Annotated in this window: 20 protein-coding genes and 3 tRNA genes; 14 read left to right on the top strand and 9 right to left on the bottom strand. The window is 62.1% G+C overall.

The window, feature by feature from the left end:
- Nucleotides 1-170 precede the first annotated feature (170 nt).
- From AD664_RS03120 to nudC, 6 genes are all read left to right on the top strand, one after another.
- Nucleotides 171-1,487, top strand: a complete 1,317-nt coding sequence (locus tag AD664_RS03120) for an MdtA/MuxA family multidrug efflux RND transporter periplasmic adaptor subunit (RefSeq protein ID WP_053144318.1) — start codon at nt 171-173, stop codon at nt 1,485-1,487.
- Nucleotides 1,484-4,579, top strand: a complete 3,096-nt coding sequence (locus tag AD664_RS03125; protein ID WP_053144320.1) for an MdtB/MuxB family multidrug efflux RND transporter permease subunit — start codon at nt 1,484-1,486, stop codon at nt 4,577-4,579. Before AD664_RS03120 ends, AD664_RS03125 begins: the two co-directional genes overlap by 4 nt.
- 160 nt (nt 4,580-4,739) lie before the next feature.
- Nucleotides 4,740-7,844: an efflux RND transporter permease subunit gene (locus tag AD664_RS03130; RefSeq protein WP_053144322.1), complete on the top strand. Its 3,105-nt coding sequence runs from the start codon at nt 4,740-4,742 to the stop codon at nt 7,842-7,844.
- Entirely contained in the window at nt 7,841-9,325 is a 1,485-nt protein-coding gene (locus AD664_RS03135; RefSeq protein ID WP_053144324.1) for an efflux transporter outer membrane subunit, read from the top strand. Before AD664_RS03130 ends, AD664_RS03135 begins: the two co-directional genes overlap by 4 nt.
- 211 nt (nt 9,326-9,536) lie before the next feature.
- On the top strand, nt 9,537-10,349 hold the full coding sequence (locus tag AD664_RS03140) for a crotonase/enoyl-CoA hydratase family protein (protein ID WP_053144326.1): 813 nt from the start codon (nt 9,537-9,539) through the stop codon (nt 10,347-10,349).
- Nucleotides 10,350-10,355: 6 nt separating this feature from the next.
- A complete protein-coding gene (gene nudC / locus AD664_RS03145) occupies nt 10,356-11,186 on the top strand; it encodes an NAD(+) diphosphatase (RefSeq protein ID WP_053144328.1) in 831 nt (276 codons plus the stop codon).
- Here the strand turns inward: nudC and AD664_RS03150 are convergent.
- Nucleotides 11,154-11,933: a TSUP family transporter gene (locus AD664_RS03150; protein WP_053144330.1), complete on the bottom strand. Its 780-nt coding sequence runs from the start codon at nt 11,931-11,933 to the stop codon at nt 11,154-11,156. The two genes, nudC and AD664_RS03150, sit on opposite strands and share 33 nt — an antisense overlap.
- A 416-nt stretch (nt 11,934-12,349) precedes the next feature.
- Here AD664_RS03150 and AD664_RS03155 point away from each other — a divergent pair.
- A tRNA-Cys gene (locus AD664_RS03155) sits at nt 12,350-12,423 on the top strand.
- Between the two features lie 195 nt (nt 12,424-12,618).
- Nucleotides 12,619-12,705 (top strand) — tRNA-Leu (locus AD664_RS03160).
- 195 nt (nt 12,706-12,900) lie between these two features.
- On the opposite strand, the gene AD664_RS03165 is transcribed toward AD664_RS03160, so the two are convergent.
- Nucleotides 12,901-13,263 carry an NUDIX hydrolase gene (locus AD664_RS03165; RefSeq protein WP_042731643.1) on the bottom strand — a complete coding sequence of 121 codons (363 nt, stop codon included), beginning with the start codon at nt 13,261-13,263 and terminating at the stop codon, nt 12,901-12,903.
- Nucleotides 13,264-13,506: 243 nt separating this feature from the next.
- Between AD664_RS03165 and AD664_RS03170 the strand changes: the two genes are divergently transcribed.
- Together AD664_RS03170 and AD664_RS03175 are read left to right on the top strand one after the other, a co-directional pair.
- Nucleotides 13,507-13,692, top strand: coding sequence for a hypothetical protein (locus AD664_RS03170; protein ID WP_042731644.1), 186 nt, complete (start codon nt 13,507-13,509; stop codon nt 13,690-13,692).
- A 78-nt stretch (nt 13,693-13,770) separates the two neighbouring features.
- Complete coding sequence (locus AD664_RS03175) at nt 13,771-13,998, top strand: PLD nuclease N-terminal domain-containing protein (protein ID WP_042731642.1); 228 nt, start codon at nt 13,771-13,773, stop codon at nt 13,996-13,998.
- A 79-nt stretch (nt 13,999-14,077) separates the two neighbouring features.
- On the opposite strand, the gene AD664_RS03180 is transcribed toward AD664_RS03175, so the two are convergent.
- Together AD664_RS03180 and AD664_RS03185 are read right to left on the bottom strand one after the other, a co-directional pair.
- Nucleotides 14,078-14,308, bottom strand: a complete 231-nt coding sequence (locus AD664_RS03180; RefSeq protein ID WP_053144332.1) for a hypothetical protein — start codon at nt 14,306-14,308, stop codon at nt 14,078-14,080.
- Nucleotides 14,309-14,458: 150 nt separating this feature from the next.
- The gene (locus tag AD664_RS03185; protein ID WP_053144334.1) at nt 14,459-14,713 is read right to left on the bottom strand and encodes a DUF6555 family protein; all 255 of its coding nucleotides are present in this window, start codon (nt 14,711-14,713) and stop codon (nt 14,459-14,461) included.
- 239 nt (nt 14,714-14,952) lie between these two features.
- Here AD664_RS03185 and AD664_RS03190 point away from each other — a divergent pair, with 239 nt between their 5' ends.
- Nucleotides 14,953-15,852, top strand: a complete 900-nt coding sequence (locus AD664_RS03190; protein WP_053144335.1) for a polysaccharide deacetylase family protein — start codon at nt 14,953-14,955, stop codon at nt 15,850-15,852.
- 55 nt (nt 15,853-15,907) lie between these two features.
- Here AD664_RS03190 and AD664_RS03195 read toward each other — a convergent pair whose 3' ends face one another.
- From AD664_RS03195 to AD664_RS03205, 3 genes are all read right to left on the bottom strand, one after another.
- Complete coding sequence (locus tag AD664_RS03195; protein WP_053144337.1) at nt 15,908-17,701, bottom strand: DAHL domain-containing protein; 1,794 nt, start codon at nt 17,699-17,701, stop codon at nt 15,908-15,910.
- A gap of 263 nt (nt 17,702-17,964) precedes the next feature.
- Complete coding sequence (locus AD664_RS03200) at nt 17,965-18,819, bottom strand: prohibitin family protein (protein ID WP_042731637.1); 855 nt, start codon at nt 18,817-18,819, stop codon at nt 17,965-17,967.
- A 130-nt stretch (nt 18,820-18,949) separates the two neighbouring features.
- Nucleotides 18,950-19,037: transfer RNA gene (locus tag AD664_RS03205), tRNA-Ser, on the bottom strand.
- A gap of 124 nt (nt 19,038-19,161) precedes the next feature.
- On the opposite strand from AD664_RS03205, the gene AD664_RS03210 reads away from it, so the two are divergent.
- Together AD664_RS03210 and AD664_RS03215 are read left to right on the top strand one after the other, a co-directional pair.
- Entirely contained in the window at nt 19,162-19,833 is a 672-nt protein-coding gene (locus tag AD664_RS03210) for a Bax inhibitor-1/YccA family protein (RefSeq protein WP_053144340.1), read from the top strand.
- 974 nt (nt 19,834-20,807) lie between these two features.
- Entirely contained in the window at nt 20,808-22,157 is a 1,350-nt protein-coding gene (locus tag AD664_RS03215) for a hypothetical protein (protein ID WP_053144342.1), read from the top strand.
- Nucleotides 22,158-22,200: 43 nt separating this feature from the next.
- Here the strand turns inward: AD664_RS03215 and AD664_RS03220 are convergent, their stop codons facing one another.
- Nucleotides 22,201-22,638, bottom strand: a complete 438-nt coding sequence (locus AD664_RS03220; RefSeq protein WP_053144344.1) for an Lrp/AsnC family transcriptional regulator — start codon at nt 22,636-22,638, stop codon at nt 22,201-22,203.
- Nucleotides 22,639-22,771: 133 nt separating this feature from the next.
- Between AD664_RS03220 and AD664_RS03225 the strand changes: the two genes are divergently transcribed.
- Nucleotides 22,772-23,665: a DMT family transporter gene (locus tag AD664_RS03225; RefSeq protein ID WP_053144346.1), complete on the top strand. Its 894-nt coding sequence runs from the start codon at nt 22,772-22,774 to the stop codon at nt 23,663-23,665.
- 15 nt (nt 23,666-23,680) lie between these two features.
- Here the strand turns inward: AD664_RS03225 and AD664_RS03230 are convergent, their stop codons facing one another.
- Nucleotides 23,681-25,306, bottom strand: coding sequence for an NADP-dependent glyceraldehyde-3-phosphate dehydrogenase (locus AD664_RS03230; RefSeq protein ID WP_053144348.1), 1,626 nt, complete (start codon nt 25,304-25,306; stop codon nt 23,681-23,683).
- Nucleotides 25,307-25,431: the final 125 nt, after the last annotated feature.

A 25,431-nucleotide genomic window follows, 5' to 3' on the forward strand; every position in this document is an offset into this window, starting at 1 on the left:
ATTACAATTTCGACGGCCAGGGTCCAACCCAGGCCGTTTTTATTTGTACTTCAAGGCTTTAGCCGATTTGACGAAAGGTAAGCCCAAGGTAAATTGCCGGTAAAGCCGCTTTGCTAAATACCGCCCAGTGCTTATCGTTCAGCCTCCCGTAGAAGAAGCCCACGCGCCCAATGGTTGATCACTCCATGCAATCCTCTGTTTCCCGTCATTCCCGCCGCTGGCTGTTCGGCTTGCTCATCCTCCTGGTCGTCGCGCTGCTGGCCTGGAAGTTCTGGCCCTCCAGCACGACCCAGAAGCCGGGGGCAGGGCAGAAGGCCGCAGCCGGGCACATGGGGCGCTCGGGCGGCATGCGGCCTGGGTTCGGCGGTGCCGCGGGGCCGATCCCTGTCCGCGTGGCGCCGGCGGTCACCGGTGATTTCCCGTTGTACTACAAGGCGCTGGGCACGGTCACGGCGCTCAACACGATCAATGTGCGCAGCCGAGTGGGTGGGGAACTGGTCAAGATTGCCTTTGAAGAAGGGCAGATGGTCAAGGCCGGCGACCTGCTGGCCGAGATCGACCCGCGTCCATACCAGAACGCGTTGCTCCAGGCCGAAGGCACGCTGTTGCAGAACCAGGCGCAATTGAAGAATGCCCAAGTGGACCTGGAGCGTTATCGCGGGCTGTATGCCGAAGACAGCATCGCCAAGCAGACCCTCGACACGGCCGCCGCGCTGGTAGGCCAGTACCAGGGCACGGTGAAGACCAACCAGGCGGCGGTCAACGACGCCAGGCTCAACCTTGAATTCACCAAGATCCGTGCGCCGATCTCCGGGCGCGTCGGCTTGCGCCAGCTGGACATCGGTAACCTGGTGGCGGCAAACGACACCACGGCCCTGGCGGTCATCACCCAGACCCAACCGATCAGCGTCGTGTTCACCCTGCCGGAGAACAGCCTCGAAACCGTGCTGGCGCGCTACCACAGTGGCGCCAAGCTGCCGGTCGAAGCCTGGGACCGGGGCGACGAAAAACTCCAGGCCAAGGGTGTCCTGCAAAGCCTGGACAACCAGATCGACGTGACCACCGGCACCCTGAAGTTCAAGGCCCGCTACGATAACCGCGACCAGTCGCTGTTCCCCAACCAGTTCGTCAACGTGCGCTTGCTGGCCGACACCCTCAAGGGCGTGATCCTGGCACCGACGGCTGCCATCCAGTTCGGCACCAATGGCACCTTTGTCTATGCCCTGGACGGCGACAAGAAGGTGACCCTCAAGAAACTCAAGATCGGCGCCAGCGACGGCGAGAACACCGTGGTCACCGAGGGCCTGGCCGCCGGCGACCGGGTGGTGCTGGAAGGCACCGACCGCCTGAAGGAAGGCAGCGAAGTGGAAGTGGTCAACGACAGCCAGGACGTGCCCACTTCACCTACCGAACACTTGCAGGGCAAGGCCGCGGCGGCGCCGGCTGAATCGGCAGCGGCCGACAAGGCGAAAAAGGGCGGCGCATGAATCTCTCGCGGCTGTTCATCCTGCGTCCGGTCGCCACGACCCTGAGCATGCTGGCCATCGTCCTGGCCGGCCTGATCGCCTATCGGCTGTTGCCGGTGTCGGCGTTGCCCCAGGTCGATTACCCGACCATCCGCGTGATGACCCTGTACCCCGGCGCCAGCCCCGATGTGATGACCAGTGCGGTGACCGCGCCCCTGGAGCGCCAGTTCGGGCAGATGCCGGGCCTGACGCAGATGGCCTCCACCAGTTCCGGCGGTGCGTCGGTGATCACCCTGCGCTTCAATCTCGAAATCAACATGGACGTCGCTGAGCAACAGGTGCAGGCGGCGATCAACGCGGCCACCAACCTGCTGCCCAATGACCTGCCGGCGCCGCCGGTGTACAACAAGGTCAACCCGGCGGACACCCCGGTGCTGACCCTGGCGATTACTTCCAAGACCATGCTGCTGCCCAAGCTCAATGACCTGGTGGACACCCGTATGGCGCAGAAGATCGCCCAGATCAGCGGGGTCGGCATGGTGACCATTGCCGGTGGCCAGCGCCAGGCGGTGCGGATCAAGGTCAACCCTGAGGCCTTGGCGGCCAACGGCCTGAACCTGGCGGATGTACGCACGTTGATTGGTGCATCCAACGTCAACCAGCCCAAGGGCAACTTCGACGGCCCGACCCGGGTCTCGATGCTTGACGCCAACGACCAGTTGACCTCGCCCAAGGATTACGCCGAACTGATCCTGGCCTACGCCAACGGCGCGCCGTTGCGGCTCAAGGATGTGGCGCAGATCGTCGATGGCGCCGAGAACGAGCGTCTTGCCGCGTGGGCCAACGAAAACCAGGCCGTGCTGCTGAACATCCAGCGCCAGCCAGGGGCCAACGTCATCGAGGTGGTGGACCGGATCAAGGCCCTGCTGCCCAGCATCACCGACAACCTGCCGGCCGGCCTCGACGTCACCGTGCTTACCGACCGTACCCAGACCATCCGCGCCTCGGTCACCGATGTGCAACACGAACTGCTGATCGCCATTGCCCTGGTGGTCATGGTGACGTTCCTGTTCCTGCGCCGTGTCAGCGCCACCATCATCCCATCCGTGGCGGTGCCGCTGTCGTTGATCGGGACATTCGGCGTGATGTACCTGGCGGGCTTCTCCATCAACAACCTGACGCTGATGGCCCTGACCATCGCCACCGGGTTCGTGGTGGACGACGCCATCGTCATGCTGGAGAACATCGCCCGCTATATCGAAGAAGGCGACAGTCCGTTGCAGGCCGCGCTCAAGGGGGCCAAGCAGATCGGCTTCACCCTGGTTTCCCTGACGCTGTCGCTGATCGCGGTGCTGATCCCGTTGCTGTTCATGGCGGACGTGGTGGGGCGGCTGTTCCGCGAGTTCGCCATCACCCTGGCGGTGGCGATCCTGATTTCCCTGGTGGTGTCCCTGACGTTGACGCCGATGATGTGCGCGCGTCTGCTCAAGCGTGAACCCAAGGCACATGAACAAGGCCGTTTCTACCGCGCGAGCGGGGCCTGGATCGACTGGTTGATCGCCGGCTACGGACGTCGGTTGCAGTGGGTGCTCAAGCATCAGCCGCTGACCCTGCTGGTGGCGGTGGGCAGCCTGGTGCTGACGGTGGTGCTGTACCTGGCCGTGCCCAAGGGGTTTTTCCCGGTGCAGGATACCGGCGTGATCCAAGGCATTTCCGAAGCGCCGCAATCGATTTCGTTTGCCGCCATGAGTGAACGCCAGCAGCAACTGGCCAAGGTGATCCTCGCCGATCCGGCGGTGGACAGCCTGTCGTCCTACATCGGCGTGGACGGCGACAACGCCACGCTCAACAGCGGCCGCCTGTTGATCAACCTCAAGCCCCACGGCGAACGAGATGAGAGCGCCACCGAGATCATTGCCCGGTTGCAGCCGCAACTGGATCGACTGGTGGGCATCCGCCTGTTCATGCAGCCGGTGCAGGACCTGACCATCGAGGACCGGGTCAGCCGCACCCAGTACCAATTCAGCCTGTCGTCGCCGGACGCCGAGTTGCTCAGCCTCTGGAGCGGTCGACTGGTCGAAGCCCTGGCCAGCCAGCCGGAACTGACCGACGTCGCCAGCGACTTGCAGGACAAGGGCCTCCAGGTCTATCTGGTGATCGACCGCGATGCCGCGTCACGCCTGGGCGTATCGGTGTCGAACATCACCGATGCCTTGTATGACGCCTTCGGCCAGCGGCAGATTTCCACCATCTACACCCAGGCCAGCCAGTACCGCGTGGTGTTGCAGGCCCAGGCCGGGGAGCGCATCGGGCCCCAGGCGCTGGACCAGATCCACGTCAAGACCACCGATGGCGGACAAGTGCGGCTGTCGAGCCTGGCCCGGGTCGAGGAACGCCAGGCGCAATTGGCGATTGCCCACATCGGCCAGTTTCCGGCGGTGATGATGTCGTTCAACCTCGCCCCCGGCGTGGCCCTCGGGCACGCGGTGGAGGTGATCGAAAAGGTCCAGCACAACATCGGCATGCCGCTGGGGGTACAGACCGAGTTCCAGGGGGCGGCCCAGGCGTTCCAGGCCTCGTTGTCGAGTACCTTGCTACTGATCCTGGCGGCCGTGGTGACCATGTACATCGTCCTCGGCGTGCTGTACGAAAGCTACATCCACCCGATCACGATCCTGTCCACGCTGCCCTCGGCGGCCATCGGCGCCTTGCTGGCCCTGATCCTCACCGGCAACGACCTGGGGATGATCGCGATCATCGGCATCATCCTGCTGATCGGCATCGTCAAGAAGAACGCGATCATGATGATCGACTTTGCCCTCGACGCCGAACGTAACCAGGGCGTGGACCCGCAGACGGCGATCTACCAGGCCGCGCTGCTGCGATTTCGGCCGATCCTGATGACCACCCTGGCCGCCTTGTTCGGGGCGGTGCCGCTGATGCTGGCCACCGGCTCCGGCGCGGAACTGCGCCAACCCCTGGGGTTGGTGATGGTGGGTGGGCTGCTGGTGAGCCAGGTGCTGACGCTGTTCACCACGCCGGTGATCTACCTGTACTTCGACCGCCTGGGCCGCCGGTTTGCCAAGCCGGATGGGAAAGAGGTGCAGGCATGACGGCGACGCCCGAAAACCCGGGGCGGGCGGACGCTTCGTGGCGAGGGAGCTTGCTCCCGCTGGGCTGCGCAGCGGCCCCTCGCGTGAGCGCTGCGCACTCAAGCGGGAGCAAGCTCCCTCGCCACGACAACCTGCGCATTGAAGCCAGGAGCGGTTGCTGATGAACCTCTCCGGCCCCTTCATCCGCCGTCCCGTAGCGACGATGCTCCTGAGTTTCGCCATCACGCTGCTCGGCGGGGTGTGCTTCGGCCTGTTGCCGGTGTCGCCGCTGCCGCAGATGGATTTCCCGGTGATTGTCGTCCAGGCCAGCCTGCCGGGCGCCAGCCCGGAAGTGATGGCGTCGACGGTGGCAACGCCCCTGGAGCGCTCCTTCGGCGCCATCGCCGGGGTCAACACCATGAGCAGCCGCTCCAGCCAGGGCTCCACCCGCGTCATTTTGCAATTCGACCTGGACCGCGACATCAACGGCGCGGCGCGGGAGGTGCAGGCGGCGATCAATGCTTCGCGCAACCTGTTGCCCAGTGGCATGCGCAGCATGCCCACCTACAAGAAGGTCAACCCGTCCCAGGCACCGATCATGGTGCTGTCGCTGACCTCGGACGTGCTGGAGAAAGGCCAGCTCTATGACCTGGCCTCGACCATCCTGTCCCAGAGCCTGTCCCAGGTCTCGGGCGTCGGTGAAGTGCAGATCGGCGGCAGCTCTCTGCCGGCGGTGCGCATCGAACTGGAGCCCAAGTCGCTGGACCAGTACGGCGTGGCCCTGGATGACGTGCGCACCGCGATTGCCAACAGCAACGTGCGCCGGCCCAAGGGTTCGGTGGAGGACGACCGGCGCATGTGGCAGGTCCAGGCCAACGACCAGTTGGAAAAGGCCAAGGACTACGAAACGCTGATCATCCGTTACCAGGACGGCTCGGTGTTGCGGCTCAAGGACGTGGCGAAAGTCACCGACAGCGTCGAGGACCGCTACAACAGCGGTTTCTTTAACGACGATGCCGCGGTGCTGCTGGTGATCAACCGGCAGGCCGGGGCCAACATCATTGAGACGGTCAACGAGATCAAGGCTCAGTTGCCGGCGTTGCAGGCGGTGCTGCCGGCCAGCGTCAAGCTGAACCTGGCGATGGACCGCTCGCCGGTGATCAAGGCGACCTTGCATGAAGCGGAAATGACCCTGCTGATCGCCGTGGCCCTGGTGGTGCTGGTGGTGTTTCTGTTCCTCGGCAACTTCCGTGCTTCGCTGATCCCGACCCTGGCGGTACCGGTGTCGCTGGTGGGCACGTTCGCGGTGATGTACCTGTACGGCTTTTCGTTGAACAACTTGTCGCTGATGGCGCTGATCCTTGCCACCGGGCTGGTGGTGGACGATGCCATCGTGGTGCTGGAGAACATTTCCCGGCACATCGACGAGGGCGTGGCGCCGATGAAGGCGGCTTACCTGGGGGCCAAGGAAGTCGGTTTTACCCTGCTGTCGATGAACGTGTCCCTGGTGGCGGTGTTTCTGTCGATCCTGTTCATGGGCGGGATCATCGAGAGCCTGTTCCGCGAGTTCTCCATCACCCTGGCCGCGTCCATCGTGGTCTCGCTGGTGGTTTCGCTGACGCTCACGCCAATGCTCTGCGCCCGCTGGCTCAAGCCGCACGTGCCGGGTCAGGAGAACCGCTTGCAGCGCTGGAGCCACCGCCTCAACGAGCGCATGGTGCGTGGTTACGCCATCAGCCTGGATTGGGTCCTGCGCCATCGCCGCCTGACCTTGCTCAGCCTGTTGGTGACCATCGGGGTGAACGTGGCGTTGTACGTGGTGGTGCCGAAGACCTTCATGCCGCAGCAGGACACCGGCCAGTTGATCGGTTTCGTGCGCGGCGATGACGGGCTGTCGTTCAACGTGATGCAACCGAAGATGGAAATCTTCCGGCGTGCGGTGCTCAAGGATGATGCGGTGCAGAGCGTCGCCGGCTTCATTGGCGGCAACAACGGCACCAACAATGCCTTCATGCTGGTGCGCCTCAAGCCGATCAAGGACCGGGAGATTTCCGCGCAGAAAGTCATCGAGCGCTTGCGCAAGGAAATGCCCAAGGTTCCTGGTGCCCAGCTGATGTTGATGGCCGACCAGGACCTGCAGTTCGGTGGCGGGCGTGAGCAGACCACCTCGCAGTATTCCTACATCCTGCAAAGTGCCGACCTGGCGTCCCTGCGCGAGTGGTACCCCAAGGTCACGGCGGCGTTCCGTGCCTTGCCGGAGCTGACCGCCATCGACGCGCGCGACGGTGGCGGGGCGCAGCAAGTGACACTGGTTGTGGACCGCGACCAGGCCAAGCGCCTGGGCATCGACATGAACATGGTCACGGCGGTGCTCAACAACGCCTACAGCCAACGGCAGATCTCCACCATCTACGACAGCCTCAACCAGTACCAGGTGGTGATGGAGGTCAATCCCAAGTACGCCCAGGACCCGAGCACGCTAGAGCAGGTCCAGGTGATCACCGCCGACGGAGCGAGGGTGCCACTGTCGACCATTGCCCATTACGAGAACAGCCTGGAGGACGACCGCGTCAGCCATGAAGGCCAGTTCGCTTCCGAGAGCATTTCGTTCGACATGGCCGAGGGCGTGACGGTGGAGCAGGGCAGCGCCGCCATCGAGCGCGCCATCGCCAAGCTCGGGATGCCCGAAGACGTCATCGTGAAAATGGCCGGCACCGCCGATGCGTTCGCGGCCACCCAGAAGAGCCAGCCATTCATGATCCTTGGGGCATTGCTGGCGGTCTACCTGGTGCTGGGCGTGCTGTACGAGAGCTACATCCACCCGCTGACCATCCTCTCCACGCTGCCATCGGCCGGGGTCGGCGCGTTGCTGTCGATCTATGCGCTGGGCAGCGAGTTCAGCCTGATTTCGCTGCTGGGGCTGTTCCTGCTGATCGGCGTGGTGAAGAAAAACGCGATCCTGATGATCGACCTGGCATTGCAACTGGAGCGAGGCGGCCAATCGCCGCTCGAATCGATTCGCAGTGCCTGCCTGCTGCGCTTGCGGCCGATCCTGATGACCACCCTGGCGGCGATCCTGGGGGCCTTGCCGCTGTTGCTCGGCAATGCCGAAGGCGCGGAAATGCGCCAGCCGCTGGGCCTGACCATCATTGGCGGGCTGGTGTTCAGCCAGGTCCTGACCCTCTACACCACGCCGGTGGTGTACCTCTATCTTGATAAGTTGCGCCATCGCTTCAACCGCTGGCGCGGCGTGCGCACTGATGCTGCCCTGGAAACTCCGCTATGACCGATCGTTCGCCCTTCCATCTTGCCACCGTGTTGGCGACCGCCCGTGGGTCACGGGGACTGAGCCTGGCGCTGTGCGTGGCGATGCTCAGTGCCTGCGCCATCGGCCCGGACTACCAGCGCCCGTCGGCCGCCGCGCCGGCGCAGTACAAACAGGCCCAGGGCTGGCGCCAGGCCAATCCCAGCGACGCCTTGGCCCGGGGGGCCTGGTGGGAGTTGTACGGCGATACGCAGCTCAACGGCCTGGTGGAAAAGCTCAATACCTCCAACCAGACCGTGGCCCAGGCCGAGGCGCAATACCGCCAGGCCCGGGCGCTGGTGCGCAGTGCCCGGGGGGCGTTTTTTCCGAGCGTGGACCTGACCGTGGGCAAGACCCGCTCCAGCCAGGGCACCGGCAGCAGCAGTTCGAGCCTGAGCAGTTCCTCCAGTGGCATCCGTGACACCTACAACGCCCAGGCCGGCGTCAGTTGGGAGGCCGACATCTGGGGCAAGCTGCGGCGTACCCTGGAGGCCGACGAAGCGAGCGCCCAGGCCAGCTTTGCCGACCTGGCCGCGATGCGCCTGAGCCAGCAGTCGGAGCTGGTGCAAAATTACCTGCAGCTGCGGGTTCTCGATCAACAGAAGCGTTTGCTGCAAAGCACCGTCGACAACTATCAGCGCTCGCTGAAAATGACCGAGAACCAATACCGCGCCGGCGTTTCAGGCAGGGACGCGGTGGCCCAGGCCCAGAACCAGCTCAAGACCACCCAGGGCGACCTGATCGACCTGATCTGGCAGCGGGCCCAGTTCGAAAACGCCATCGCCGTGCTGATGGGCCTGCCGCCGGCCGAGTTCAGCCTGGCCGAGACCCAGGAGGTCCCGGCGCTGCCGCAAATTCCGGTGGCGTTGCCTTCGCAACTGCTCGAACGCCGACCGGACATCGCCTCGGCCGAGCGCTCGGTGATGGCCGCCAACGCCAACATCGGCGTGGCCAAGGCGGCTTATTACCCGGACCTGACCCTGAGCCTCAGCGGTGGCTACAGCAGCAGCACCTATGACAACTGGGTGAGCGTGCCGAACCGTTTCTGGTCGGTTGGGCCGCAGTTGGCCATGACCCTGTTCGACGGCGGCCAGCGCTCGGCGGAAGTCGACCGCAGCGTCGCCGCCTACGATCAGACCGTCGCCACCTATCGCCAGACCGTGCTCGACGGCTTTCGTGAGGTGGAGAACTACATGATCCAGCTCAAGGTCCTGGAAGACGAGGCGCGCGTGCGCCAGGAGGCCCTCGATGCCGCTCGCGAGTCCTTGCGCCTGACCCAGAACCAGTACAAGGCCGGGTTGATCGCGTACCTGGATGTGGTGACTGTCCAGGCCACCGCCTTGAGCAATGAGCGTAGCGTGCTGAGCCTGCAGCAGAGCCGCCTGATCGCCAGCGTGCTGTTGATTGCCGCGCTGGGGGGCGGGTGGGACGGGCGGCTGGAGGCGACTGACAAGGTTGAGTAATTAGCCTGTAGCGAGGGCGCTTGCTACCGCCCGAGTGCGAGCACTCAAAAAATGGGGCCGCTGCGCAGCCCAGCGGGAGCAAGCTCCCTCGCCACAGGTTGATCTTCATGATAGCCGGCAAGTCCCGCTTTTGGCCGATGCACTGCCTACGTCCCGTCGCGTTGGCTTGTTATAGTTCAGGCCTCTTTTCAGCCGGTAAAGGATCACTGCCATGTCGCAATACCAAGCATTCAGCGTCGAACTTGCAGACAACATCGCCCACGTGCAGATCAACCGGCCGGAAAAGATCAATTCGATGAACGCCGCGTTCTGGAGCGAGATCATCGAGATCTTCCAATGGATCGATGACACCGACGAGGCACGGGTGGTGGTGCTGAGCGGCGCCGGCAAACATTTTTCCTCGGGGATAGACCTGATGATGCTGGCCGGCGTGGCCAACGAAATGGGCAAGGACGTGGGCCGTAATGCGCGCCTGCTGCGACGCAAGATCCTGCAACTGCAAGCCTCATTCAACGCCGTCGACAACTGCCGCAAACCCGTGCTGGCGGCGATCCAGGGCTATTGCCTGGGCGGTGCCATCGACCTGATCTCGGCCTGCGACATGCGCTATGCCGCCGAGGACGCCCAGTTCTCGATCAAGGAAATCGATATCGGCATGGCCGCCGATGTTGGCACGTTGCAACGCTTGCCCCGGATCATCGGGGACGGCATGCTGCGTGAACTCGCTTATACGGGTCGTACCTTCGGGGCCGACGAAGCGCGCAGCATCGGCCTGGTCAACCGTGTCTACAGCGATGCGGCCGGCTTGCTCGACGGCGTCATGGGGATTGCCCGGGAGATCGCCGCCAAGTCGCCGATCGCCGTGACCGGCACCAAGGAAATGATCAGCTACATGCGCGACCACCGCATCGACGACGGGCTGGAGTACGTCGCCACGTGGAACGCCGCCATGTTGCAGTCGACCGACCTGCGCGTGGCCATGGCCGCCCATATGAGCAAACAGAAACCCGAATTTCTGGATTGACTGACCATGATTTCACGCTGGACCACCGCAGTAATCGACACCGAGCTTCCTGGCGGCTGGGCTGTGGCCCGAAGCCCGGAAGGCTTTCTGTTCGATGACAACGGCGCACTGTTTCCCCGCGAATGGCTCAAGCGCCAGGACCTGTCGATCCTTGCCGAACACGGTATCGGTCACCTGGATGGCGAGCCGGTGTACTTGCTGGAGTTGCAGAGCACGCAGGAGATAGCAGGGTGCAACTGGAAGGGCCTGCGGGCGTTCATGCTCGGAGATGACCACACGCTCTACAAGGTGCTGGGCTATGCGGCGCAGATCGGCACCTGGGCCCGCGAGCATCGATTCTGTGGCAGTTGCGGCAAGCGCATGAGCCAGGTCCCACGGGAACGCGCCATGTACTGTGATGCCTGCGACTTGCGCCACTACCCGCGGATTTCGCCGAGCATGATCGTGTTGATCACTCGCGGCGATGAGGTCCTGCTCGCGCGTTCGCCGCGTTTCGTCAGCGGTGTCTACAGCACCCTGGCGGGGTTCGCCGAGCCTGGTGAGTCCGCCGAGGACTGCCTGGTGCGCGAAGTGCGCGAAGAAGTCAGCGTCGAGGTGAAGAACATCCAGTACGTGGGCAGCCAGTGCTGGCCGTTCCCCCATTCGATGATGCTGGGTTTCCACGCCGAGTACGCCAGTGGCGACATCGTGCCCCAGGAGGACGAAATCGAGGACGCCCAGTGGTTCAACGTGCACAACCTGCCACCGCTGCCGGCCTCGCGCTCCATCGCGCGCTACCTGATCGACCTCTACGTGGCTCGTCGTCTAGGCCATGCTGAACCAGTGCTGCCAGGCTAGGCGCACCGTCAGGCCCAACACCACGGTGATGAACACCGGCCGGATGAACTTCGCGCCGCCGCTGATGGCGGTGCGTGCCCCGAAGAATGCCCCGGTCATCACCGACAGGCCCATGCTCAGGCCGATGACCCAGTCCACTTGCCCGGAAAAGATGAACACCGACAGCGCGGCAATGTTGCTGACGAAGTTCATGCTGCGCGCCACGCCGCTGGCCTTGACCAGGTCGATGGGGTAGAGCAGCAGGCTGCTGACCGTCCAGAACGCGCCCGTACCGGGACCGGCAACACCGTCGTAGAAACCCAGGCTGAAACCTTGGGGCGCTTGCCAGGTCTTCTTGATCGGGGCGTCGCTGTCCAGCGGGGCCTTGGGCGTGCCGCCAAACAACAGGTACAGGCCACAGGCGAAGACGATCACCGGCAGCATCTTGTTCAGCCATTCGGCGGGCAGGTAATGGGCGACGACCGCCCCAACCAAGGCCCCGATCAGCGTGCCGACCAGGGCGTGGGTCCATTGCCGGGGATGAAACAGCTTGCGCCGGTAGAAGGTGAAACTGGCCGTAGCCGAGCCAAAGGTCGAGCTCAGTTTGTTGGTGCCCAGGACCAGGTGCGGTGGTAGGCCCGCCGTCAACAGCGCCGGGGTGGTCAACAAGCCACCACCGCCGGCAATGGCATCAATGAAACCGGCAAGGAACGCAACAAAAATCAGGATAGCGAGGGTAGTGAGGTCGACGCTGAGTTCAAAAGGCATGGAATCGGCTTATTCGGCGAGTGGCCGAAGGGTTGCGGGGGGAGTCCGGTATGTTACCGGCAATGACCCTGGGCCGCGACTGTCAGTGATGGATCGGTGGCGTGGGAGCTTGCTCCCGCTTGAGTGCGCAACGCTCATGAACAGGTCTGCTGCGCAGCCCAGCGGGAGCAAGCTCCCTCGCCACGGACATCAATTGCCGAGTGAATCATCAGGCACGGAAATCAGCTCGACGCCAATTTTTTTTTGAAATCAAGGGGTTGTCAGCTTTGGGAAATGAGTACATAATTGCGCCCATCGAACGCACTGGGACGTAAAAAATCTCAATGTTTTCAAGGAGATAGCGCTTCATCAGAAGTCTGTTTTCCTGATCAGGTTTGTACGCGGTTGATGTGGCTGTATTGCATCGAACGTCTTGAGGCCGAATAGCAAAATGGTTATGCAGTGGATTGCAAATCCACCTACGCCGGTTCGATTCCGACTTCGGCCTCCACTTTTAAAAAGCTCTGTAGATCCATGATCTACAGAGCTTTTTTGTTTACGAAGCAGGGTAAGGTTTTGTCTTGAAAAGGACATGAGCAACCTTGCTTCGCCGGGGAGGGATGTATATATTCCCCCTCTTGCTGTACCCGCCTCGATCCTGGCAGATCCCCATCTTGCCAGCCTTCCAAGGCTACACCGCGCTACCGCCCGAATGGCGAAACTGGTAGACGCATGGGACTTAAAATCCCCCGCTCGTAAGGGCGTGCCGGTTCGATTCCGGCTTCGGGCACCATATAAATCAAGGGTTTGCAGGCGAAAGCTAATGCAAACCCTTGTTCATTTCAGCTCCGCAATAATGGGCGCTGGCGGCGGACACTGTCCCCTATGAGCCATACAGTAAAGATTCGGAAAGACTGATAAAACAAAGGGTTGCATGAACTACTTCATGCAACCCTTTTTGTTTGCGTCTCATGCATGCAACCGCTCGCTACAACCGCCGCCGAAATGCCTCGAGGATCTCCCGGGTGCCCTTTTTCATCTGCAAGTGAGCCACCGCGTCCAAAGGCTGCCAGAGGCAGTCGCTGATTTCGTTCTGTGGTCGGGCGGCACGCAGGTCGGCCACCGAGGCTTCAAACACGTGGTGTACGGTGTCGCCATCGCTAAGGCGCATCAGGTAGAGCAGGTTCTCGGCGTCCAGCCCGGTTTCTTCGGCAAGTTCCCGGATGGCGGCGCTGGCGTGGGTTTCACCGCGCTCGACCGTGCCGCCCGGCAGGGCCCATCGACTGTTGGGTTTACGCACCAACAAAACGTGGCGGTCTTCCTCGCAGATGACGGTCGCTCGTATCTTCATGGCCTGCTCAATCAGTGACTGTCATTAAATTGAAATATAACTGAAATATTTGAATCTGACACCGCGTTAGTGGCCTTTTGGGGCTATTCAGTTGACCGCGGCCAGGCGGGAAACGTTTAACTTCAATTTCTCCGCCGAGGCCCTTATCTGCCTATCGACCGGTCATCGCCTAAAATGAATCAGATTGAAAAAAAGGCATCCATGTTGTGGATACCGACCCCACGCACAGGGGAGAGAGAAGAGATGACCACTGTCGAAGACTTTAAAGTCAGGTCCCAAGAACTGTTGGTAGAACTCGACACGGCCACATCTGAAATGATGTCGCTCATTGGTGCCCATCAGATGGCTGGATCGGCCTGGGACGCGGCGGTCCAGCGCCAGCATGAGGCCTATGAGCGCTGGGTGGCCTATCTGAACGAGCGTCTGTAGGGAGGCCCGGCAGATTGTTTGAACGGACCCTGTCCCGTTGTGCCTAATCCCTTACACGGACATCACGAGGATTAGGCCATGTCTGAATTAGCCAGTTATTTCTGGATTGCCGTCGCGGTGCTCTTGCTGCTGGTGGACCTGTGGGCCATCGTCAGCGTGTTTCGTAGCGACAAGTCGGCGGGCACCAAGGCTGGCTGGGCGCTGCTGCTGATCATCCTGCCAGTGCTGGGCCTGGTTATCTGGGGTGTGGCCGGGCCACGGGGGATCAAGGAAGGCCCGTCTTCGCCGGAGCACAGCAAAGGGTAGCCTACGGCACGCCCGGTCACGGCAATGTCGACGGCCTCGGGTGGGTCACCGTCCCATGGCGCGTTGCAAGAAAAGCCTCTCAGCGAAATTTCGGCAATGGCCGTTCGACAGGCTTGAGGGACGTCAGCGCGCTCTGGATCGACGGGGCGTCCTTGTCGATCTCGTTGAGCCGGTCGCGGATCCGCACGGCGGCGGGATGCCCGCCCTGGTGGTCGACCCAGTCGGCGATTTCCTTGCAGGCCGCCGTCAGTCTTGCCTGGCGGGATTCGAGCAGGGTGAGCAGGGCGGTGATGGACTCTTTTTCCGACATGTCACACCTCCATACAAAGTGGATAGGCAGCAGCAAACCCGCCAGGGAGGCGGGTCGTACCGTTCATTGAGCGTAGTCGAGTTATTGCGGATCTGTCGAAATCCGGCGCCCGGCTGGACAGTCGGTGCGCCGGCGTACAGGTTCAGTGAATCAGCCGGACTCCTTGACCCAAGTGGGCGCGACGCTTGCGCGCCAGCGTACGTCAGTGATGCCGTACTTTTCCGCCATGGGTTTTGACACCCGCTTGACCTTTTCCCGTCCAAACTTGGGTATACGCCCGACACCCGCATCGCAACTGGCCCAATGCCAAGCTTCGGAGTTATTCATCACCTCGGCGCGGATGATGAATGACTTAGGCTCGCCATGGAGCATGTAGTCGATGATGTAAAGCGATGGCCCGCCCATAAATCCTCCCTAATTAGTCCTATACGGATGGATACGGCGTCGCGCGGAAAATTCCATCGGATTTCCAGACGGTCAAATTGAGACCGGCCAGCCGCGCAGGCGACCCGCGCAGCCAAGGGCAAGCGCACAGTGCTCGCGGCCTGGAACCAAACCCGGTTAACCTTCTCCAAGGTGAGCTTCGTCACCGTGGGCCAGGGATTCAAGGCAGGGCAGTGCGGTATTACTCTTTAAGGCAAAACATGAACATCATCGCCAGGGCGCTGGTCATTGCAGGCCTCGCCGTCGGTGTGTCGGGATGCATCGGCCCGCCCATCGAACTGACCCCGCAAACCGAGCAACGCTTGCGTGAACAGCCGCCGATCCGCTTCCTCCTGACCTTTGATGATGGCCCCAGTGCTTCGTCGTTCTGGAACCCCAGCCAGGAGGTGCTCGACGCCCTGGCCCAGAACCCCGTGCAGCCTGGGATCAAGGCGGTGTTTTTCCTGCAGACCCGGGCGGCACGGGCGGGCAACAGTCATATCGGGCGCTCGGTGATGCACCGTGAACAGCGCGAAGGCCACGTGTTGGCCTTCCACACGGCGACGCACTGGCACACCAATCACCGCTTCCTGAGCCCTGATGAACTGGAGCAGTCGCTTGTCGATGGCGGCAACGATATTGCCGGCATCAGCGGTGCGACACCGAGCCTGGTGAGACCACCGTTCTGGAGCTACGACCGACGTACCTTTGCCGCCTACCAGCGCCATGGCATGCACGTGCTGTTGACTGACCTGAGCGCCAACGATGGCAAGGTCTGGGGCATCACGGCCAGCCCGCGACGGCGTATCAACCTGGTCCGCCAGCTCTCCGAAGTGCGCGAGCGCATCGCCGCCGGGCAGTTGCCGGCAGTGGACGGGGTGATTCCGGTGGTGGTGACGTTTCACGACATCAACCGCTATACCGCCCGCCATGCCCGCGAGTACCTGCAAATCCTGCTCGACAGTGCCAGGGAAACCGGCGTGAGGACCGACGCCAAGCCTTTTTACGATGACCACCAGGCGCTGGAGCGCGCAGCGTTGGCGCGCACGGTGCGCAACAGCGGCCAGCCGGTGCACCTGCCGGGGTTATGGGACTGGCTGTGGGATTCGGATGCCCACTGATGGGGCGTAGAGGGCGCCTGCGCAGCCCGGCGGGAGCAAGCTCGCCCGCCGCAGATCAGTGCGGCGCCAGTTCCAGGGGAATCTCCAAGGTGAACAGGGCACCCTGGCCCGGCCCGTCACTGTGGACATGCAGGCGCCCATTCATTTCCACCGCCGCCAGCGCGCAACTGTGCAAGCCGAAGCCGTGGCCATCCTTGCGGGTAGTGAACCCGTGGTTGAAGATGCGCGCCAGGTTCTCGGGGGCAATGCCTTCGCCGCAATCCTTGACACTGAAGCTCAAGGTACCGGGGGCCAGGATGCGCAGGCCCAGGGTCATCTCCCGTGGTTCGGAAATGTGTGACATGGCGAACTTGGCGTTGCTGATGAGGTTGATCAGGATCAGCAACAGCCGGTGCTTGTCCCCCAGGATCGTGGGCGTGTCCTGGTAGTCCTTGATCACCGTGACGTGGTGCCGGCTCAGGGCGCCCGAGTTCATGCGCAAGGCGTCCTCGAACAAGTCGGTAACGTGGAGGGGTTCGACCAGCCTGGCCGCCCCGGCGTAGGTTTGTTGGGTCGTGACGATTTCCTTGATGTGGTCGATGCTCTTGGTCAACTGCGCCAGCTCGTCGACCAGCAACGCCTGCTCGGCCCCGATAGACTCGATCAGCTCATTGAAGTAGCGCGGCAGCAATTTGCCCTTTTCATCCTCGGTGATGAAGCGGCCAAGGTCGTCGGCGTGTTCATTCATCATCTTGACCGCCTTGCCCAACCCCAATGTCTTGCTGTTCTTCAACTTGCGGGTCACCAGTTCCGCTGAAATATTCACGCTGTTGAGCACGTTCCCGACATTGTGCAGGACGTTCGTAGCGATCTCGGCCATGCCCGCCATTCGCGCGGCGTCCATCAACTCGCGCTCGGCTTCTTTCAGCTCGCGAGTGCGTTCCTGCACCCGTTCTTCGAGGCGTTCGTTGGACATTTGCAGGGCCTGGTTGATCTGGTTGATCACGGCGGCGCTGCGTACCAGGCGCACGGCCAGGTAGATCATCAGGATCGCCATCAGGCTGGCGCACATGGCGAGGTAGATATGGTATTGGCGGTCCGTCGCGGCTGTCCGGCGTTGTGTCTCGTTGAGCAGCTCATTGATGTTGTCCAGCTCCTGCGCCACCGGGATGACGCTGATGCGGTCGAGCAGGTCATTGACGATCGGTTGTTCCTGGACGATGGCGTTGACGTGCCCTGTCAACGTGATGAAGGCCGATCGATGTTGCAAAGGCAGCCGGTCGATGTAGATGGCCAGCGCCGTGAGTTGGCTGCGCAGCTCCTTGGCTTTGTCTTCGGTGACGTAAAGCGCGTACTCCAAGGTCGTCAGGGTCAGCTCCAGGATGTTGGACGCTGCGCTAAGGCGTTCCGTCGGGCTCTCGATGTCCATATCCTTGAGCAGGGCCTGGATATCGTCCTCGGCTGTCGGCAATGCATCGAGGGCGTTGCGAAGTTGGGCGTTGTGTTGCTGGAATTGCTCCACCAACAGGGTCTTGTTCCTGACGGCATCCACGTAGCCCTGGCGTCTGGATGCCCAGAGGTTCGCCAGCGGGCCGGTGCTGTTGAGGCGCTCCAACTGCTCCCAGCGGCTGTTCGCTTCAGGCGGTGGGGTCAGCGACAGGTTGTTGTTGACGCCGATTTTCTTTCTCAGGATTTTGCTGTTCCAGTTGGCATCGGCCTGTTTGAGCTGGCGAATGAAGTCACGGGACTCGAAGTAGGTCGATGAGTCGTAGGTGTAGGACTTGATCAGAAAGAATATCAGGGCAGAAAAAACAAACAGCGCCAGGGCCAGCAGCGCCGGCCATTTATATTTCGCGATAAAGGTGGTCACGCTGCTCTCCTGTTCAGGGCGCTTGTCGAAGGCGTCGGTGAGTGGCCGAGGCGTGAAGAGGGTTCGCGAGGCCAGTCGGCGCGGTGGGCAGTGGTGCGGAGGGACGGCTGGAGGGATGGGCTGCGTTTGCCTGGATACACGTTGAGCTCCCTGCTAACGGTGAACAGTGTGGGTGAGTGTAGCGTCAACCAGGGGGGTGTTGTGGGCGACGGGTACGCAGCGGGAGGGAGCAGGCGCGGCCAGGACAGACCGCGCCGCAGGCGTTACTTGATGTCGATGAAGGGCAGGGCGCCGTTGGGCACCACGGTGGTTGGCAGGACGCCATTCCAGCGTTCGGCCTTGGTCAGCTCCACCAGGTTCTGGTTGCTGGCAAGCGCTTGCGCCCGAGCCTTGATGGCCTCGGCTTCGGCCTTGCCGCGCAGTTCGGTGGCAAGTGCATCCGCCTTGGCCTGGGCGACTTGCGAATCGGCCTCTGCCTGGGCCTGGGTCACGCGAATCTGCGCCTGGACCTGTTCGGTGGCGAGTTGCTGTTCGCGGGTCTTGACCTGCACTTCCGCCGCCATGCGCGCTTCGATGGCCTTTTCGTAGGCATCGCTGAAGTCGATGTTCTCGACCTGGACGCTGTCGATGATCACCGGTCCGGTGATGGTCGACTTGATCGCCGTGGAAATGTCGTTGACCAGCTGGACACGGTTCTGCACGGCGGCCACGGCGTTGAACTTGCCGAACACGTTTTCTACCTGGGTCGGCACCTGGCGGCTGATCATGCGGTCGCGGATGCCTTCGAGGTCCTTGAACTGGGTGTAGACCTTGGCCACATCGGAGGGCGCGATGTGCCAGGAGACCGATACCTTCAATTGCGCGGACTGCTGGTCCTTGCTGTAGGCCTGGAGGTCTTCATAGGCGGTGACCTGGCTCTGGACGCTGATCAGGCGCACCGATTCGATGAAGGGGGTCTTGAACGACAGCCCCGGTTCCACCACGCCGACCAGCGCACCGTTGCGCAGCAGCACGCCGCGTTCGGTTTCGTCGACCGTGTACCAACTGCCAAAGAAGACGCATAACAGGACGACGCCGATGAGGGCGGCAACAAGAGAACCGATGGTTTTGCTGGTCACTTTTCTTTCCTTGATCACGTGGGTGGGCGATAGCGCATAAGTGGGGGCCGGCGTCCTGTTTGTCGGCGGTTTACCCAGAACGCCAGGCACAAAAAAGCCCTGAATGATCAGGGCTCTTTCGTACATGAAATGGCGGAGGCGATGGGATTCGAACTCATGGACCTGTTACAGTCGACGGTTTTCAAGACCGTTGCCTTAAACCACTCGGCCACACCTCCGTACTGCGTTGCGGGCGCCATAATACCCGAATGAAACACACTGTCAAACTCTCTACGTAGCTTGTTACAGAGCGTCTGTTATTATCCTTGCCACTGAATGTTTCAGAACCGGAGGAGTGTCGCCATGCGCGAACAGGATTACGCAGTGAACAACAGCGTGCAGGCTGAGCAGCTAGAAGTTAGCCGCGTCCTGCGCAACACATACGGCCTGCTGGCACTCACACTCGCCTTCAGCGGTGTGATGGCCTACGTCGCCCAGCAGATGCGGGTGGGTTACCCGAACATCTTCGTGGTGCTGATCGGTTTCTACGGCCTTTTCTTCCTCACCAACAAGCTCCGTGATTCGGCCTGGGGCCTGGTGTCGGCGTTTGCCCTGACCGGTTTCATGGGCTTCCTGCTCGGCCCGATCCTCAACCGCTACCTGCAGATGCAGGGCGGCGCCGAGGTGGTCAGCTCGGCCTTCGCAATGACCGCGCTGGTGTTCGGCGGCCTGTCGGCCTACGTGCTGATCTCCCGCAAGGACATGAGCTTCCTGAGCGGCTTCATCACCGCCGGTTTCTTCGTCTTGCTGGGTGCGATCGTTGCCAGCTTCTTCTTCCAGATCAGCGGCCTGCAACTGGCGATCAGCGCCGGCTTCGTACTGTTCTCGTCGGTCTGCATCCTGTACCAGACCAGCGCGATCATCCACGGCGGCGAGCGTAACTACATCATGGCGACCATCAGCCTGTATGTATCGATCTACAACCTGTTCGTCAGCCTGCTCCAGCTGTTCGGCCTGATGGGCCGCGACGACTGATCCAACGCCGCTCGATGAGTGAGAAAAAGCCCGCTTCGGCGGGCTTTTTCTTGCCCGCGGATTGATACGCCTGCCCTGGCCCTGGGCACGGTTTCTTGTGGCAGGTAATTCGCGAGAGCGGTCAATCTCTTCCCGTAGTCCCGATGTTTGGGACATATCTGTAGGTGTTTTACCTTCTGCCGGTAGGCCTATTCCTTTTGCGCTGAAAGACACGTTTCCACGCCTACCCAGCCCACCCCCAATACCTGATTCTGCCGCGCTCATCGAATGGCAAGGAGGCGAGCCTGACAAATGACCAGCGCTCGGCGTGCGAAGTCGCGCAGACAATCACCTGCAACCCGGCGTGCGGGCGGACAACGCTTGAGAGCTACGCTCGAAGACTACGCCATCTCCAGCGCGAGTTTCGCCGAGGTGCTTGAGGTCAGCCCCCAATGCCTGGCGAACTGGTGCGCCCGGGGTGTACCTCAGGCGCGGCTCCCCCAATTGGCGCGCTTGTTGAGTGTCAGTGAGCGATGGCTGGCGACGGGTGAGGGCGCGCGAGCGATGTTTTATCCCAGCGGCAGCTGTGCCGTTGACGAGGCCGCACCAGGCACGTGAATACCCCTTCCAAAAAACGCCTCGGTGGTTTTCTCGCCTACGATGCGTCCCGTCATGGCCAATTGCCGTAAAAAAGCGCCACCATGATGGCGACTTTGGATAAATGATCTACACCTATGGACATGGAAGCGTAGTGCCATGGGAGGCAAGAAGTGGATCGCCGAGTGACCTGCCTGACATTTTCCCCATCACGTATCTGGCCATCGAGCGCGGTCTGCTCGTGGCTGTCTGTTGGGGCAGGGAGGCTTATCACGTCGACTCCGTAGGACCGTGAACAGGCTTTGGGCATCGTGCTGCAGCCTGATAACAGAAGGAAGCCCTGCACATCGGCCAGGAATCCGATGCGGCAGCAGGCGTTTCCCTATAAGGAGATATTGATGAACCAGTCTCAAGGAAAGATCGTTGCGTTGCTGGCCCTGACGGGTGCGCTGTTCACCGCCAGCGTCCACGCCGGAGTCTTCCCCGATTTCGGCTACGCCCCGCCCAAGAGCGAGTATTCCGGACCGCCGTTCCAGCTCAGCCAGGATTACCCGAAGGCGCCGCCGGGTGCTTCCTCGATGCCGGCATTCTTCCAGCATTTGCCCAAGACATTCTCCAATGACTTCGAAACCTGGCGTCCCTACATGGAGGAGGTGAAAAAGTACTGCCTGGAAGGCAATACCGAAATCGGCTGGAAGGTGCAGAACAACAAGATTCGCCGCTGGTATCACATGCCTTGGCAGCATTACGGCCCCAATGGTCGTGAAGGCATCAGCGGGCTGACCAAGGAGGCACCGATCCAGCCCGGGCAGTTGGCAAGTACCCAGACCGACAGCGGGCAAACCTACGCGGTGGGGATCTATAACGACATAGGCGCCTACACCATCGGCCAGGTCTGGAAGGACCCCGACAACCCGGACCCGAGCTACACCTCCAAACCCAAGAGCTTCCCCAACGGCACGGTGGTGTGCAAGGCGCTGTTCGCTGACATAGACGTCAAGACGGTGCCGTTCCTGGCGAACCCTCTGCTGTGGAAAGCCTACACCACCGAAACCTTCACCTCGACCGACCGGTCCGTCACCCAGGTCGCGCTGATCCAGATGGACATCGCCGTACGCGATACCCGCGTCAGCGACACCGGCTGGCTGTTCGGCACCTTCCAGTACAACGGCGCCGTGACCGGCAAGGCGAACTGGAACAACCTGGTGCCGGTGGGGATCATGTGGGGCAATGATCCCAAGGAGACCGGCAACGACTTCACCAATCCCAAACCGGTGGAGACCAAGATCAACCCGGCCTTGAAGCAGACTGCGATCAATGCCAACACCCAGCAACTGCCACCGACCCACCTGGGTTGGAACGGACGGCTCAACGGGCCGGTGGACAATCCGCAGGCGTCTTGCCTGAGTTGCCACATGACGGCCGAGTACCAGCAACTGGCGCTCATGAACCCTACGTTCCAGGCCAACCCGCCCCCGGTGGGAGGTGACGAGTGGATGAAATGGTTCCAGAACATCCCGGCCGGTCAGCCGTTCAGCCCAGGCACGCAAAGCACCGACTACAGCCTGCAACTGTCCGGGGCCCTGGCCAACTTCTATGACTGGAAGTGCAACCACAGCGGCGTCTATGCCGATGGCGTCAATGCCTGCACCAAGCTCCAGACGCTCAAGCTGATCAAGGCGAGCAATGCGCCTGAGGACGAAGTGCACAAAGTGCAACGCAGTCCTGAACTGGAAGAGCTCGAGTAACGCCCCTTGCCGGCCTCGGAACACCCGAGGCCGGCTTTTTCGTTCACGCCATCGGCGGCAATCGCCGCTTGACCGGCGTCTTCTTGACGATGGCCGTATTGGTCTCGGCGTGGACATTGAGCCTGTCCAGCAAGGTGTCGAGCTGTTCCATCGAGCGCACATGCAGGCGGGCGATGAAGCAGTCGTCGCCGGTCACCTTGTCGCATTCGGTGAATTCGGCGATGGCCTGGATCTGCCGCTCCACTTCCTGCAACTGCCCCGGCAGCGGGCGAATACGCACGATGGCCTGTAGCTGATAGCCGAAGCTCTTCGGGTCCACCTCGACGGTGTAGCCCCTGAGCACGCCGCGTTCCTCCAGACGCCGAAGCCGCTCGGCAACGCTGGGAGAAGACAGGCCGCTCAGGTTCGCCAGGGCCTTGAGGGAGCGCCGTGAGTCTTCCATCAGGGCGCCGATGAGGATCTGGTCGATGTCGTCAGTCATTTCAGCTCCGTTAGGCAAATACGCCAGGTTGCCTTGATAAAAAAGGTCGAAAGGCAGTTTAGCCTTTTCCATGCCATGGAGAAGCGGCCGGTGGCCTCGGCATACTGTGCTCACTTGCTGAAGGAGCCTGAAGATGGACAAGACCTTACGTCGCGGTTCGCTGGAAATGACCGCCGCCATGCTGATTTCCGGGACCATCGGATGGTTCGTGCTGGTTTCCGGCTTGCCGGTGCTGGATGTGGTGTTCTGGCGCTGCGTGTTCGGTGCCGTCACCTTGCTGCTGATCTGCGCCGGCTTCGGCTTCCTGCGTCGCGGCATCCTCAGCCGCGCCACTTTTGGGCTGGCGGTGATCAGCGGGGTGGCGATCGTCGGCAATTGGGTGCTGTTGTTCGCTTCTTACTCTCGGGCGTCGATTGCCATCGGCACGGCGGTGTACAACGTTCAGCCGTTCATGCTGGTGGGGTTGGCGGCGCTGTTTCTCGGGGAAAAGATCAGTCTGCAGAAACTGGCCTGGCTGACCTTGTCGTTCCTCGGCATGCTGGCGATCGTCAGTGCCCACGGCACTCAGGAACAAGGGGGCGATGAATACTTGCTGGGCATCGCGCTGGCGTTGGGGGCGGCACTGCTGTACGCCATCGCGGCGTTGATCATCAAGCGCCTGACCGGTACCCCACCGCATCTGATCGCGCTGATCCAGGTCAGCACCGGCGTGTTGCTGCTGGCGCCCTGGGCCAACTTCGCGGCCTTGCCCCAGCAGGGCGAGGCCTGGGCCAGCCTGGTGACCCTGGGCATGGTGCACACCGGCGTGATGTACGTGTTGCTGTACAGCGCCATCCAGCGCCTGCCCACAGCGGTGACCGGGGCGCTGTCGTTCATTTACCCGATCGCGGCGATCTTCGTCGACTGGTTCGCCTTCGGTCACCGCCTGGAGCCTTTGCAATGGCTGGGCGTGGCGGCGATCCTGTTGGCGGCGGCCGGCATGCAACAGGGCTGGGGCAGCAGGCTGCGCCGCCCGGCCTTGTCGTGATGCGCCGCTGTCGGGCTAGAAGATGTAGTCGGTGGTCAGGAAGTTCGAATCGCGCGCTCGGATGATGTCGCTGATCAGTGCCTTGTTGCTCTCCTGGAACTTGGTCGCCACCAGGGTCCGTATGGAAAAGGTTCGCAGCGCATCGTGCACCGACAGCGTGCCTTCGGCGGAGTTTTTCCGGCCATTGAACGGAAAGGTGTCCGGCCCGCGCTGGCACTGGGCATTGATGTTGATGCGCCCGACCTGGTTGGCGAAGGTGTCCACCAGCTTGCCGACTTCCGCCGGGTTGGTGCCGAAAATGCTCAGTTGCTGGCCGAAGTCGGACTCCAGGACATAGTCGATCACGGTATTGAGGTCGCGGTACGGCACGATGGGCACGACCGGGCCGAACTGTTCTTCGTGGTAGACCCGCATCGCCGTGTTCACCGGGTAGAGCACCGCCGGGTAGAAGAACGAGCTGCGGGCCTCGCCGCCGTGGGCATTGGTCACCTGCGCGCCCTTGGCGAGCGCATCGGCCACCAACGAGTGCAAGTAGTCGACCTTGCCCGACTCGGGCAGCGGCGTCAGCGCCACGCCGTCCTCCCACGGCATGCCGGGTTTCAGGGCCGCCAGGCGGGCGTTGAATTTTTCGATGAACGCCGGCGCCACATCCTCATGGACAAAGAGGATCTTCAACGCCGTGCAGCGCTGGCCGTTGAACGATAGCGAACCGGTCAGGGCCTCGCTGACAGCGTTGTCCAGGTCGACCTCGGGCAGCACCAGCCCCGGGTTCTTTGCATCCAGGCCCAGGGCCGCGCGCAGGCGATGGGGGCGCGGGTGAAGTTTCTTCAGGTCGCTGGCGGCCTTGTTGGTGCCGATGAAGGCGAAGATGTCGACCTTGCCGCTGGCCATCAGTGCGCTGACGGTTTCGCGCCCACTGCCGTAGATCACGTTGATCACGCCTGCCGGGAAGCTGTCGCGGAACGCTTCGAGCAGCGGTCGTATCAGCAGCACGCCGAGCTTGGCCGGCTTGAACACGACGGTGTTGCCCATGATCAGCGCCGGAATCAGCGTGGTGAAGGTTTCGTTCAGCGGATAGTTGTAGGGGCCCATGCACAAGGCGACGCCCAGGGGCACGCGGCGGATCTGCCCGAGGGTGTCCTGTTCCAGTTCGAAGCGGCTGGAGCGGCGGTCCAGTTCTTTGAGGGCATTGATGGTGTCGACGATGTAATCGCAGGTGCGGTCGAATTCTTTCTGGGAGTCCTTCAGGTTCTTGCCGATTTCCCACATCAGCAGCTTGACCACCGCTTCGCGCTGCTCGCGCATGCGCGCCAGGAAGGTTTCCACATGGCGGATACGCTCGGCCACGCGCATCGTCGGCCACTGGCCCTGGCCGCGGTCATAAGCGCGGACGGCGGCGTCCAGAGCGGTGAGGGCGGTCTCGGCATCCAGCAGCGGCGTGCTGCCCAGGATCACTTGCTCATCGCCGTGGGCACCGGCCAGGTACACCGGACTGCGCACGACGGCGAGGGGGCCTTGCCAGGACTTCAAGACCCCGTCGACCAGGTATTCGCGTTGTTCGATCTGGCCTTCGAGGCGGTAGGCCTCCGGAATCCGGTCGGCGCCGGGGAACAGGTTGGCGAGCAGGGGGGCGGTGGTCATGTCGTTACTCCATCAATGAAATGAGCCAGGGGCTTGCAGGCGTCAATCGCTTTTAGGGTTATACCCTTTAATGGAGGTGTTTTTTAAGTGAAGGATGAAACGGTGGCGGGGGGAATGATCCCCTC

Source organism: Pseudomonas sp. P97.38 (genome assembly GCF_001269745.1).
In the GTDB taxonomy this organism is placed as follows: Bacteria; Pseudomonadota; Gammaproteobacteria; order Pseudomonadales; family Pseudomonadaceae; genus Aquipseudomonas; species Aquipseudomonas chlororaphis_E.